At 42.9% G+C, this 12,226-nt stretch carries 15 protein-coding genes; 10 read left to right on the top strand and 5 right to left on the bottom strand.

Features of this window, described 5'->3' with window-relative positions; all coding sequences use genetic code 11:
* Positions 1-36: 36 nt before the first annotated feature.
* From C7B77_RS12605 to C7B77_RS12580, 7 genes are all read left to right on the top strand, one after another.
* On the top strand, positions 37-516 hold the full coding sequence (locus tag C7B77_RS12605; RefSeq protein ID WP_106304992.1) for a type II toxin-antitoxin system VapC family toxin: 480 nt from the start codon (positions 37-39) through the stop codon (positions 514-516).
* Between the two features lie 59 nt (positions 517-575).
* Entirely contained in the window at positions 576-713 is a 138-nt protein-coding gene (locus C7B77_RS29940; protein ID WP_181243838.1) for a hypothetical protein, read from the top strand.
* A gap of 41 nt (positions 714-754) precedes the next feature.
* Positions 755-1,243: a hypothetical protein gene (locus C7B77_RS12600; RefSeq protein WP_106304990.1), complete on the top strand. Its 489-nt coding sequence runs from the start codon at positions 755-757 to the stop codon at positions 1,241-1,243.
* Positions 1,225-1,866 (top strand): hypothetical protein, encoded by a 642-nt coding sequence (locus tag C7B77_RS12595; RefSeq protein WP_106304987.1) that lies wholly within the window; start codon positions 1,225-1,227, stop codon positions 1,864-1,866. The genes C7B77_RS12600 and C7B77_RS12595 overlap by 19 nt, the downstream gene beginning before the upstream one ends.
* A 155-nt stretch (positions 1,867-2,021) precedes the next feature.
* On the top strand, positions 2,022-2,618 hold the full coding sequence (locus C7B77_RS12590; RefSeq protein WP_106304984.1) for a ParA family protein: 597 nt from the start codon (positions 2,022-2,024) through the stop codon (positions 2,616-2,618).
* A complete protein-coding gene (locus C7B77_RS12585) occupies positions 2,611-2,913 on the top strand; it encodes a hypothetical protein (RefSeq protein ID WP_106304981.1) in 303 nt (100 codons plus the stop codon). The genes C7B77_RS12590 and C7B77_RS12585 overlap by 8 nt, the downstream gene beginning before the upstream one ends.
* A gap of 140 nt (positions 2,914-3,053) precedes the next feature.
* Positions 3,054-3,473 carry a restriction endonuclease gene (locus C7B77_RS12580; protein WP_106304978.1) on the top strand — a complete coding sequence of 140 codons (420 nt, stop codon included), beginning with the start codon at positions 3,054-3,056 and terminating at the stop codon, positions 3,471-3,473.
* Positions 3,474-3,482: 9 nt separating this feature from the next.
* Here C7B77_RS12580 and C7B77_RS12575 read toward each other — a convergent pair whose 3' ends face one another.
* Together C7B77_RS12575 and C7B77_RS12570 are read right to left on the bottom strand one after the other, a co-directional pair.
* Positions 3,483-4,691, bottom strand: coding sequence for a relaxase/mobilization nuclease domain-containing protein (locus C7B77_RS12575; RefSeq protein WP_106304975.1), 1,209 nt, complete (start codon positions 4,689-4,691; stop codon positions 3,483-3,485).
* Entirely contained in the window at positions 4,678-5,076 is a 399-nt protein-coding gene (locus C7B77_RS12570; RefSeq protein ID WP_106304972.1) for a plasmid mobilization protein, read from the bottom strand. The genes C7B77_RS12575 and C7B77_RS12570 overlap by 14 nt, the downstream gene beginning before the upstream one ends.
* Before the next feature lie 413 nt (positions 5,077-5,489).
* Between C7B77_RS12570 and C7B77_RS12565 the strand changes: the two genes are divergently transcribed.
* From C7B77_RS12565 to C7B77_RS12555, 3 genes are read left to right on the top strand one after another with little or no spacing between them, the layout of a single operon-like run.
* Positions 5,490-6,092, top strand: a complete 603-nt coding sequence (locus tag C7B77_RS12565; protein ID WP_146138297.1) for a hypothetical protein — start codon at positions 5,490-5,492, stop codon at positions 6,090-6,092.
* Positions 6,093-6,096: 4 nt separating this feature from the next.
* Positions 6,097-7,221, top strand: coding sequence for a ParM/StbA family protein (locus C7B77_RS12560; RefSeq protein WP_146138296.1), 1,125 nt, complete (start codon positions 6,097-6,099; stop codon positions 7,219-7,221).
* A gap of 19 nt (positions 7,222-7,240) precedes the next feature.
* Positions 7,241-8,341 (top strand): P-loop NTPase family protein, encoded by a 1,101-nt coding sequence (locus C7B77_RS12555; protein ID WP_106304963.1) that lies wholly within the window; start codon positions 7,241-7,243, stop codon positions 8,339-8,341.
* A gap of 117 nt (positions 8,342-8,458) precedes the next feature.
* Here C7B77_RS12555 and C7B77_RS12550 read toward each other — a convergent pair whose 3' ends face one another.
* From C7B77_RS12550 to C7B77_RS12540, 3 genes are all read right to left on the bottom strand, one after another.
* The gene (locus C7B77_RS12550) at positions 8,459-9,421 is read right to left on the bottom strand and encodes an AcrVA2 family anti-CRISPR protein (protein WP_106304960.1); all 963 of its coding nucleotides are present in this window, start codon (positions 9,419-9,421) and stop codon (positions 8,459-8,461) included.
* Between the two features lie 47 nt (positions 9,422-9,468).
* Positions 9,469-10,125 carry a glycosyltransferase family 2 protein gene (locus C7B77_RS12545; protein WP_106304957.1) on the bottom strand — a complete coding sequence of 219 codons (657 nt, stop codon included), beginning with the start codon at positions 10,123-10,125 and terminating at the stop codon, positions 9,469-9,471.
* Positions 10,126-10,753: 628 nt separating this feature from the next.
* A complete protein-coding gene (locus tag C7B77_RS12540; RefSeq protein WP_106304954.1) occupies positions 10,754-12,172 on the bottom strand; it encodes a strawberry notch C-terminal domain-containing protein in 1,419 nt (472 codons plus the stop codon).
* Positions 12,173-12,226 lie beyond the last annotated feature (54 nt).

Here is a 12,226-nt window from a genome sequence, read left to right as displayed (position 1 = left end):
TAAATCTCTCGAAGAATCGCGGAGATAATTCAAGTAATGATTGTGTTCCTAGATACTAATATTCTTGGATTAATTTCAAATGAAAATATTGATTTTGATGAAGGGCAACAATGTCAAAAATGGTTTAGTAAGTTATTAACTAGAAGTGTTTATTTTATTACTTCCGATGTTTGCGATTATGAAGTGAGAAGGGGATTGATAAGTTCATCGATTACCGAGGGGGAGATTGCTCCAGGTATCGGCTCATTAAATTCTCTCAAGAGCGACGGATTGCTAGAATTTTTACCTGTTTCTACCAAAGCTTTCGATTTAGCGGCCGAGCTTTGGGCGAGAGCATCCACAAGTGGGCAAACTACTAGAGATCGGAAGGATATTGACTTTGATATTATTATTTCCGCTCAATACCAATTACTCAAGGATGAGTATCCAGGACAACAAGTTATTGTGGCGACAACAAATTTAAAGCATCTATCTCTATTTTGTGAGGCGGCACAGTGGCGGGATATTAATTTATAGTTTTGGGTCTGTGTGAATCGAAGACCAGCGAGCGATGTGTTTTTGTGGAGAAGTAAATAATGAGCGAACAGGATATCCTCGACCAACTTGAAGTTTGTTGCCCAGTGTGCGGTAGCAACAGTTTTAGTCATGACGAAACTAATGGCATCAGTTGCGATGAGTGCGATTATATGGAGCCAGAAAATGACAATATTTAAACGTGAAATCAGAGCGTAATGAGAGATAGGTGTAAGTTAGTATGCCGAAAAAAGTCGGTCATAACTGTTTTCAATGCTCGAAATTAAGTACCGCCGAGGCACAGGCTAAACCTTGCTGGGATACTGTACGTTGTCCAAATCGACGGCACTACCAACGCAATAAGGCGCGGATTAGTCAGCAACGATCGCAAAGTCGTCCGGTAGAGTCGTCTGGTAATGTACCTCGGACGATTGTAATCGAGCCACCGATCGGTACGGCTATTAGTATAATCTTCTATCGCGAACGTCAGGATGCTCCAGTACATGCGCTCGCGGCCCAGGTATGGCAAGGGACGGAGAAGGTATTGAAGGTGGAGCCAATGCACTGTTTGGGTTTATCTCCAGCTCAGGTGGTAGAAGTGATGACGGAGATTTTGAAGGCTTGTTCGAGTGAGTTAGGGGTGGAGTTGACTAAGTTCGCGTCGAAAGTAGAGTTGCATCCCAGCCAATGTCCCATTAGTTCTTGTCCGCAATGGCACCACAACAATTAGAGTTAGATTTGTGGCAAATCCTGGCGGTCGCTCAAGCAGAACCAGCGACGGTCGGTTTTATCGAACTGTGCGGTCGTTTGGATGGGTTGAATCTGGTTGATGGGGGACGGGCGGTTGGGGAAATTGCGGAGATTTATCGAGTTCGAGCGGAAACGATTTTAAAAGAGATTGCAGCGGCTTATCTGCCAGTTAAGGAACCAGTTTTACCAGATGAACTCTGGGCACATCTGTATCGCCAGACTTTTATTTTGCGGGACGAGCATCTGTATCTAGAAGTGGAGCACGACTATCCCCAGGAGCGACAGTCGGTGATTAAGTTAGGGGTGGAGGCGGATGAGGTGGCGACTGAGGCGATGATGAGGGCGGCGGTGATGTCCAATGCTCATGAAGAAGAGATCGAGCTGTGGGCGAGTCGAATTCGAGCGGTAATGGGAGAATGTGGTTCGATGTTGTTAGTGGAGCTACAGCAAAAATCGGGGTTGAATCTGGTGGATTTATGGTTGGGGTTGTTGTTGGGGGATACTGGCTGTTCAATTCGTCGTCAATGGGACTGTGAGATTGATTTTGATGTCGATTTTTACGATCGAGCAGGGATTTGGATCGTAGAATTAGCAGTCAGATAAAATTCTACTCAAATATTTGAGTACCCTAATAAGCAAAAATTCACTCAAATATTTGAGTGAATTTTTGCTAAATGAAGATAAATAGAGTAAAATACAGCTCAATCTCCTACTTTAAATATTAAGTAATAATTTACTCAATATTTAACTCAATATATATGGCAATCATTACACTCACCCAGTTTAAGGGCGGAGTAGGCAAAACAACTTCAGCGGTTTGCCTCTCAACTTTGTTATGCGAACGGGGGGAAACCTTACTGATAGATTCTGACTTAAATCGTAGTGCTTCTCTCTGGGCAAGAAAAGGAAAATTACCCTTTACAGTTTGCGATGACAGGGAAGCCCCTAAGTTGCTCAGTAAAGGAAAGTATGAGTATATCATCATCGATACTCCGGCTCGTCCTGCCAGCGATGAGATCGAATCACTGGCTAAAGGCTGCGATTTGATGATTATCCCCACCACTCCCGATCCATTGTCACTTGCAGCCCTGGCCCAAATTGCCAAAGTTTTACCAGAGGGTACAAACTATCGATGTCTGCTGACAATGGTGCCTCCTAAACCACAAAAAGATGGGGCAGAAGCTTTGGAAGCTTTGGAACGGAATGGGTTTCCCAGCTTCAAACGAACGATTCGACGTTATAAGGCTTATATAAAAGCCACAGATTTGGGATTGTCACTAAATAAAGTACCTGGTGGCGGTATCGCTTGGTCGGATTGGACGACATTATGGGAAGAGTTGAAAGATTATGTCTGAAAGCAGATTCGACGATATTTTCAGTGCGGCATCCAAGTTAGATGTCAAGGATGAGCTAACCCCAAAAAGTAAGCCAACTAAACCATCAACAAAGACATCCCAGGAGAAAACCAACGCTAAAGCTCAAGATTTTTGGTCGGATTTCGAGAATAAGGAGGATCGGATCAGGCTGAATGTAGATATTTCTAATGCCCTAAACGATCGTCTATCGGCGAAGGCTAAGAAGCTCGGACAGCCGAAAACAGAGCTAGTACGACGGTTGATTGAGTGGGCACTTAATGAAAAAAATGAGTAGATATCTACTCAAATATCTACTCAGATAATTACTTAAATATTTAAGTAATTATCTGAGTAGATATTTAATGCAATAATTAAGTAGTTAATTAAGTAAATATTTAAAAGAATAATTGAGTAAAGATTCAAACAAATAATTGAGTGATAAAGTCCTCCGAATACCCAGAAAATTGGGCTGAAATTGCTGCTGCGGTCAAACAAGCGGCGGGATACCGTTGCAATAATTGTGAATTGAAATGCTTGCCACCGACAGATAGTTACAAGCATCTAGATCTATCACTGCGACGCAGACTTTCTGCCCAAGTTCACCATATCGATCGAGACACCAGTAACAACCATCGATCTAACCTCGTCTGCTTGTGTAGCGGTTGCCATTTACGGATGCACCGCCATCGCCCTCAGCCAACTCCTGGACAGTTATCACTGAAGCTGAAGCTACCAGCTAATCGCCGTCCCCGCCAGAGACGGGGAAGTTTTCAGATGACATTTACTGACTTAATCGAACGATTGCCACGACTGCCAATGGGATCGAGTGAGCAGCTTGAGCTAGTAATTGAATAGTGAACTTTATCACATAGATAAACCCTCTTCTTCATAGAAATCTTGCTCCTGGTCTAGATCGCTGACAACACAAGCAGCAACTCTAATAAATTCATCCGCTACCTCTAAAGCTTCATGCTCAAGGGGAGTTTCAAACTTTTTGGACTCCACCCCATTAAAGCGTTCGAGTTGTTCGACATCTCTTTTCTCGACATGGGGGAAGCCAACAGGTTCCCACTTACCATCCTTTGTTTGAGTCGCCTTGAACATCAACCGATGGGGTCGCATTCGCACCACCGTCAGAGTGTCCCCATCTAATGTAATATCTGCCCGACTGTTCTTAAACTTTTTGCCCCGTCCCAATTTCATCACTGCCATCTCCACAGCCCGATCGAACATCGCTCGTTCGCAAAGCGTCCCCTCTGGGGAATCGATCTCACTCAACCGCACGGGCTTTTCCTGGCTCTTAATATTAACCGCTTGCATTAAGGCAAGATCGCGATCGGTAATCGGTATTTGCTGGCTCACTACCGACCACTTCGAGCCAATATCGCCACCCTTATAAACTCGATCGTCTTTGAGAAAAGTCACACCCTTGATGCGATCGTTATTACCAATATTAAAGCGCACATCAATCTCAAACTCAGCCAAGCGATCGAGCCAAGTTTGGAGATTTGGGCAATTCTGGAGCGAATTAGCGACCAGCCGAGCGATATCCGTATTGAGGTGCAACCCTTGAGCTTTTTGATGTTTGAGTTCCCAAGATGATGTTATTTGATGCAACCCAAAATCGCGTTCTAATTCTCTGAGGATCGTTTGAATCTTATACCGATCGAAACTATCTGTGACATATTCACCTAAAACCGTTACGGCATTGGTCACAACGTGAATATGGTCGTGGTCGTGAGCGTAATCGTGTCCGGGGTCATCGCGGTCGTGATCGATCGCAATAAATTGACAGTCTTCGTAGCCCAATCCATCGAGAACTCGAAAGGCAACTGCTTCTTTAATAACATCATCAACCCGACCATCCGCAGGGGCAAATGCAATCGAGAAGTGGCGAACGGGTTTAGTTACGCTAGGACGGAGATTGGCTACCAGTCGAAACTCCCGCGCTAAGTCGGCAGGTGTGCAACTAGCAACACAACTACTAATGATGCGAGGTTTTTTAGCTGGGTCTAGCAAGTAACCCATTAAACCACCGAAGCCTCGACCTTTAGTGATATTAGCGATCGTCATGACTTTGGAGTATGGCAATAATTGCCTGGATAGCTTGCTGGTTATCTGCGATTAGCTGCTGTAGTTGCTGGGCATCGACCGCAACAGATTTTCCATCCAGCAAAGCGCGATTCATGGCACTACTTATTTGCTTGAGATCTTTACTCTGTGACTTGAGTTCGCGAAGGTTTAACATTAACGCAGCATAATTCGGATCTGGGAGGTGCCGAGCGATCGGATAAGTTTGCTTTTTACCTCTAGCTATTAGAAACTGGGAACGGTTCAAACCTACTTGCTTGGCATTGGCTTCGATAATTTCTAAATCTTGGCTTCCTACTCGCAATTCGATCCGATTAGTTTTCCGATCGGAAATCTTTACATTGGTCTGTTTCTCTAGATTACTCACAACTACTCAACGAATTATAATAGCTACTTTTACTTACAGCTCGCCCTACCGTTCGCTACAGGTACAGACACGCAAAGTATTATGGAATTCATGGACTTTTTGGGGCTAAGGGAGAGGTGTCAAACGATCGATTAGTCCCAAAAACTAGGAGTGGACGAGGGCGAAAATCCATAGCCAGACTGCACCGATTGTAAATTGCCACAGGCAATTGTACGGGCAATAACATAGCTGGCTACTCCTCCCCACCACTAACTTCAGGCTGCACTCAATTTTACGCTTTCACTAATAAATTCGGATCGGCATAATTACCGATAAATTCTAGGGCGATCTTGCAACTTTTGGGCGAGTTACTGTTATTAATTGAAAGTGAAAGGGAGTGTAATCGGTCATCTGGCGGGACATTACCCGCATCAATGCTGCGGGATTTCAGCTATTTATGGGGGGTAATGCTGCGGGTAAATAGAGATAATTTAGTCACATTCGATATCTATTTTATGGCAACAAGACCACCTCGAAATGAAATCAGAATAAATGTTGCTGAAACAAACCATCCAGAAGTTTTACTTGCTGAATATCTGAGAACTTCAGGAAGATCCAAGCCCCAATCTATGGATGCAATCTATGGATACTGGTATTCATACGCATTAGCAGCAGAGCCAGGTAGTTCTGATGCAGAGGTTGAGTTGGCAGTTATAGAATCTGTGATCGCGTTGAATAGTCAAATCAATCGAATCATCAATTTTCATAGAATTAATCGGCAGATTAATTTACCACATGAGTTCTTGATGCGATATGGGTTATTATCGATACCTCAACCAGCAGCACAGGCCAGTGAGAAAGGTTTGTCCACCATGCCCCAAAAAACTAATGCAGTCAAGCAGGTATTGACTCAAGAGGTATGTTCTCAATCGGATGATGAAGGGGATGAAGAGCAGGAAGAGGATAACGATCAGCCTTGGAATAAATCAGGGGTCAGATTTTCTCCAGCAGTTTTAAACCTTTTAGATAAACATTGATATTATGGCAAGGAAGAAAACATTGCGGCTGGCTTGCGATTCTGGAGCTAGTGCATTTAAAGTAATTGGATCGCAAGGGGAAAAGTTTTTAGCCTTGGTGATATCGCCAGAGGCGATCGAACAACATAGTGATAGTTTGGATAGTTATCGGTGTCAAATCAGTAGCGATTTGTTACATCGTTCCTTTGTCGGTGTCAATGGCAAATATTTTGCGGTTGGCAGCTTGGCACACCAGAAAGGAGCGATTCAAACTTTAAAACCGCTCAAATCTGAAACGATCGTTTATAAGATCTTAGCGGCAGTGTCGATTATGGCTCAACGCTTAGACTTAGGGATTAGTTTCGATCTACAACTGGGGTGTTTGTTGCCCTTTGGTGAGTTTGCAGACAGGGAAAACATCCAGACAAATCTGGCTTTGGCTCTAGCAGATTTTGATACACCCATTGGAGTATTTAATGTCAACTTGCAACGGTGTGATTTTTATCCAGAAGGGATGGGGATGGTCGAACTACAGCAAGTCAATCACCGTCAAATGCACGGGACGGGGGTTACGCTGATGGCAGGACATCGCAACTTAACGTTCTACGCTACTGAATCTAACATGGTTGCAAAAGTCCAAACTTGCGATCTGGGTTTTAATCATTGGGCGAAAACAGTTCGAGAACGAACTTATGACTACGATCTGCGTAGTTTAGCACCAGCGATTGCTACCTATTGGATAAAGAAGGATGAAAAGGCTCTCGATCGGATTCTCCGCAATAAGAATCCAGAGTTTCGTCGCGGTGAATTAGAACGGTTAATCGATGTAATCGATCGCAGTTGTCATGATTATTGCAATTTAATCTTTAAATGGTTGGACGAGCATTTACCAGATCGGATTGATGAGTTAATGATTGCGGGTGGGGTTGGAGATGTCTTGCAGGCAGAACTAATCGAGTATTTTGCGGGTAAGTTAACGCCTAATCCTCAGTACCAGAATAAGTATGTCATTTTCAATAGTAGTGTCTTTAATTTGCCAACTCTCGATGTGCCTGATGAATATCAGTCGAGGATGGCGGATGTCTACTGTATGTGGAAATATCTAATGCCACAGCCAAAGATTAAAGCCAAAACTACCAAAACTAAGTAAGTAAACTAAGGATATAGAGATGAGTTCGGAACAAACAGCAACTAACAAGATCGCAGATCCTTTAGCTCCACTAGCTAAGAAGTTGAGGACGACGATTGGAATCGTCGGTAGCGAGAAAGGTGGTTTGGGGAAGACAATCGCTGGATTAACAATTGCCGAGCAACTAACAGCCGCAAATCATCCATTTTTTCTGATCGATGCCGATGCCTCCATTCCTAATGTAGGTTTGACTTATAGAAAGGATCTGTATCAAGGATTTCGCCAAGAGGCAGGGTTAAAGGATGTTAAGTTGATTCCCAGCATTTACGATGCTCCATCTGGCGATCGAAATGCGGTGGCAACATTGACCGAACAGATTGTTTTTAGTGGTAATGCTAATGATTACTTTAAAGCCGATCGGATCTTCGATCTTGCGAGAACGCAGGATGTCCTCATTGTACTGCCTTCTCAGGTGGCTGCTTACCTCAACCGCTGGATCGACCAGAATGATGTGGTGGGAATGCTGGCAGATCCTGACAATACGATCGATATAGTTTACTATTTCATTACTAACGGCACTCCTGAATCACTCGATCTGTTTATCGAGTCAGTCGAACGTTTTAATGGCAAAATCCCTCACGTCTTGGTGAAAAATCTGGGTGCGCCAACTAATATCCGGTGGGATCGGGGGTTCGATCCAGATGGGCGAGTTCAAACAGTGCTTGACAAATATGGGTTTCAGTCGATTTTCTTTCCTGAGATGATCGTCGCTCCAGAGGACAAAAATAAGATTCTCAGTGAATATATTCCGTTTGGAGAGGCAATTGATTCTGAGTGGATTCCCTTTTCTTCCAAGCGTCGTCTGACTAAGTGGTTGCGCGAAGCTACTCAAGCATTGGCTAGTACTGGATTGATTCCTTATCACCCCAAGTATATGCCTGAAGTAGTTGTCATCGATCGTGTAAGCGCGCCGCAAGGCGGTCGAGATGAAGCGGCTAAAGCTGCTGCTAACCAAGCTGAAGCGGTTAAGGTTGTAGATGCAGAGGCAGATAAGACGGCTAAGGCGGCTAAAGCTGAGGCTGGTAAAGCTGCCAAAGTTGCTAAAGCGGAAGCACCAAAAGATCTCGATCCTGCCAATTAAATTTCTAAGTTTTGGGCTATATTTTAGCTTTTTGACGCTCGATAGTGGAGCAATAGTCTAATGACAAAGAAGTCTGTAACTGTTCAGAGAGAAAGATTGCAGACTTCTTTTGATGGGCTAATTTTCGGCGGGATTTACGTAGGTATTGGAAATCAATCGCCACTCGCGTCCCTTGCGTTCGGCTCCGACAGCAACGCGCCGCCAATGCCACTTTCGCCAGTGAGGGCGAGGAGATTGACGTTCTGATTCCCCACTACCGCTAGATTTTGGCTTGACAATATATCGCTTCGGTTCGATGTTGATGGCACGGATATTCCAGAAGTTAGCAGCGGGTGTTTTTTTGCCAAATCCTTTGCTAATTGCTGCTGTTGTCGTTGCAACAATGATGGCTTCTGGCAGAAATTCGATCGCCATCACGATCTGGAGAGCAAGATGGCGCAAATCGCTGACAATTTTGTATTGGAGATCGTTCATTTTGTCACCATCAAAATCACCGATTTTCTCTTCTACTCTAGGATATTCGGCAAATGAACAAAACGTTCGACCATTGGTATCCATCCCAGAAATGGCAATTTTTTGAGAGTTTCCAGGAACATCCATTCCGTAAACTCCATTGCCAAATTCGTATTGGATTAATTTTTCGTCTGGGGTACTGTTTTTATTACACTCAATCCACAGTATTTCAATATAGTGACCATTGAGTGTTGGGAAACTTCTCGACGGGAGGAGGATGCAATAGTTAGTTCGATTGCTTGAAGCTGGCAAATTCTCGAATAGGTCTTTTGTCGCGTCAATTTTACTTTCTTGAAACAGCGCGATAGTATCTCGCGACAGTCCATAGATTGGGGTATCATTCCCATCCCAAAAATTGCACTGGTTATAAAAATGAGCGGTAGTAGGGTCGAAATCACTTGGTGAGTTACTTGCGATATCTGCTGAAACAACAATTTCCAGGAAAGTTTGATATGAAATGTATTGTTTGGGAAATCGATATGGCTTGCGGCTTTCAATCTCGATCCGCTGGGGATTTGCATCAGGGGAGATTTTTTTGATTAGTCTTAGCTCTGGATAGTAGGACATATTAATTCATATGGGTCATGTAGAAGATCGACGATCTCTACTCTTACCTATTTTTCCCAAAGCTCGTCAATATCTACTAAAATTGCTGGATTAATCGCAAAACTTTCTCTGCCCCAATGACTAATACATTTGAGGAGGAATTCATAGTCAATATAGATTTTAAGATTGGGATTCCATCCCAAGGATAAATCCCTCGTATTACGATGAGCAAATCCATTACTATCAATTAGTTCATGGTGACTAATTAAGTCTTCGACTGTACAATTTGAAGTAGGTGAGAAGAACTCTTTACCCCATTTAACCACAACACCATCCTGGACAACATCACGTCTGCGCTGCTGAATCGGCATGGTATAATTTACCTGGGGATGATTCTCAAAAAAAGCGATCGTCTCTGCTACGAAATTGGGCTTGAAGGTGTTGTCATCATCGAGATAAGTTACGATATCCCCTTGTGCCATTACCACTCCTCTATTGCGCCCATAGCATAAGCTAAAACCGTTATCAGAAGGGAGCATATCCAAATAGGTATGGGGGAAGTTGAGATGAGAATTGGAGATTAATTGTTTAGTAGCAATATCTTCACCATCATTAATAACAATCCATTCAAAATCCTGACTAGATTGAGCGTTCAGTGATGCGATCGCCTGGACTAATAATTGAGGACGTAATCTAGTAACAGTGATAATAGAGACTTTTGGCATAACCTATTTATAATGAGGCGACCCATGTTAATCTAGAAATAATTTCAATTTCCGAAATTAAATACAAAAAACAATCACTGCTTTATTGTAGCGGCAAACAGCGGTTATTTTTTACTTTTACTCGGCTCAATCAGATTCATAAAATATTATCTATAATCTTTTTCAATAAATTTTCCGATAAACAATACTGCTTATTTAGAGGCATTTCTTACTTCTATCGCACATCTCCAGCAATTTTCTAACAACCAAATATGGTACAGCTTCTGAAACTTAGCTGGGTTAATGATTAAAGTAACCGTGGGATGTCCGATCGGCTGACTTAAAAATGCCACCCACGGAAATCTGACCTTAGCAAAATCTTTATTAAACATATATGGATACATCGACAGAGATAAATTTTGACCTTTTATGATTCAAGTTTATCCTTGAGATGGGTTAGATCGGTTCGGCTATTTCTAGGAATTTAAGTTAGATTGACTATCTTACCATCGATAAATTCTCCTAATCTTTTATGTAGCATAATCGTGAATCTCATTTTATTAAAAATGTATTTTCTGAAGTTATGTAAAGCAAATACTCCTCCGATTCATATTGGAGGAGTATCACCGATCGAACTTCAATTTACTGCTTACACACTAGTCAACAATAGATCGATAATTTTCACCGCATTATCTACCGGAACAAACACCTTAGTCCGATGTTGAATAATCTCAGTAAAACAGCCCAGAGCCTTGAGCCAATCGATTTTATCGCTACCATAAACCGCTAACACTTCCAACCGATCGACTCCTTTATAATAATTCCGTTGCAACTCCCACTGACCCACAGATTTCACCTGACGATCCTCCCACACCAACTGGAAAATATCTTCAGCGTTGAGTTTAATTAAATCTTTCAACCCGAAATTATCGAATACTTTCTCAATTTGATGTTGGTCGATCGATCGACCAAGTAAAATTCGACTGTCATTTGTTTGGAGGCGAAATACTTTGGGATTATTATCGGGTAACTGCTTCCAAACAGGTAATAACAATCCACAAATTAGATAAATGCGTTCGCGATCGAATTCAGGAGCCAGATCTATTAATTGCTGCCATTGTTTCCAGTATTGGTTTGTAGGTGTCTCAGGTATCCAAATTTTCTCGAAATCGGGCAGATCTAATTTCTGCCACGATTTGCTAGAAACAGGTTGATAAATTGCCATCACATCCACAGCCGAACCATCGCGTTTGATCCGTTTATCAATTTCACCTGCGATCGCTAAATTACCAGTTTTAGCATGACGATAGAAGTTAAACCCTTGAGTATTAGCGATATGCTGGGCACTGTCGATCGAAACTAAGTGTGGTTTGTTAAGCTTATCGATCGAATAACAAATAGTCTCAGCCCCAGATGAGTGGGTATTGAGAATTTGAGTCTCGATAATTTCAAAGCCACCATCACCGAACAGATTTTCAACACCGCGCTCATAACTACCAGCAGCTTTAGCCTGTTCGATTCGGTCTAAAATTCGCTGTTCAAACTCACCGAATAAGATGTTTTGCAAACCAATTGGCAATGCCAGTAAGCGGTTGAGAAAGGTATTCATCTGGGGCAAAGTATCGAGCAGTTGTCCACTATCGTTGACTAACCGCAGTCCGGTACGATCGCAGAATTCACTCATCGAAATCCCTCCAATTCCATCACGGCGCAGATCGGCAAAGAATTCACCCAATGCAGACTTGGCATACTGGCTACTAAAATTATTGGTGTCCTCGTCGAATAAACCGCTACTACAACCCGTGTCCCTTTGCCCGCGAGTAATTGCACCCAAACTGGCTAACCGACTACTAATCGTCGAGGTAAACCGCAGTTCACCTTTGATATTGGTAGTGAGCAACACAACTTCCGGCGGTTGGGCTTGATTGGCTCTGTGAGTGCGTCCTAATCCTTGAACTGCACCAATAGCGGAAAAGCCCGATTCAAGGAGGTAGTGACGACGTAGCCGTTGGTTTTTGCACTTTAAATCAGCGTGGTAGGATTTTCCAGTATTATCACATACAAATATGCTAAAACTGTTTTATGAAAAAGAGTTTTTTGCTGTGCATGTATTCCACAACAA

This window comes from Chamaesiphon polymorphus CCALA 037, assembly GCF_003003845.1.
Taxonomy (GTDB): domain Bacteria; phylum Cyanobacteriota; class Cyanobacteriia; order Cyanobacteriales; family Chamaesiphonaceae; genus Chamaesiphon; species Chamaesiphon polymorphus.
Note: the sequence above shows the minus strand (reverse complement) of the source record. Positions and strands in the feature narration are given on the sequence as shown.

Excerpts from the sequence above, each read along its gene's own strand:
- C7B77_RS12605 (WP_106304992.1), top strand. The coding sequence starts at position 37 with ATGATTGTGTTCCTAGATACTAATATTCTTGGATTAATTTCAAATGAA.
- C7B77_RS29940 (WP_181243838.1), top strand. The coding sequence starts at position 576 with ATGAGCGAACAGGATATCCTCGACCAACTTGAAGTTTGTTGCCCAGTG.
- C7B77_RS12600 (WP_106304990.1), top strand. The coding sequence starts at position 755 with ATGCCGAAAAAAGTCGGTCATAACTGTTTTCAATGCTCGAAATTAAGT.
- C7B77_RS12595 (WP_106304987.1), top strand. The coding sequence starts at position 1,225 with ATGGCACCACAACAATTAGAGTTAGATTTGTGGCAAATCCTGGCGGTC.
- C7B77_RS12590 (WP_106304984.1), top strand. The coding sequence starts at position 2,022 with ATGGCAATCATTACACTCACCCAGTTTAAGGGCGGAGTAGGCAAAACA.
- C7B77_RS12585 (WP_106304981.1), top strand. The coding sequence starts at position 2,611 with ATGTCTGAAAGCAGATTCGACGATATTTTCAGTGCGGCATCCAAGTTA.
- C7B77_RS12575 (WP_106304975.1), bottom strand. The coding sequence starts at position 4,691 with ATGACGATCGCTAATATCACTAAAGGTCGAGGCTTCGGTGGTTTAATG.
- C7B77_RS12565 (WP_146138297.1), top strand. The coding sequence starts at position 5,490 with ATGCTGCGGGATTTCAGCTATTTATGGGGGGTAATGCTGCGGGTAAAT.
- C7B77_RS12560 (WP_146138296.1), top strand. The coding sequence starts at position 6,097 with ATGGCAAGGAAGAAAACATTGCGGCTGGCTTGCGATTCTGGAGCTAGT.
- C7B77_RS12555 (WP_106304963.1), top strand. The coding sequence starts at position 7,241 with ATGAGTTCGGAACAAACAGCAACTAACAAGATCGCAGATCCTTTAGCT.
- C7B77_RS12550 (WP_106304960.1), bottom strand. The coding sequence starts at position 9,421 with ATGTCCTACTATCCAGAGCTAAGACTAATCAAAAAAATCTCCCCTGAT.
- C7B77_RS12545 (WP_106304957.1), bottom strand. The coding sequence starts at position 10,125 with ATGCCAAAAGTCTCTATTATCACTGTTACTAGATTACGTCCTCAATTA.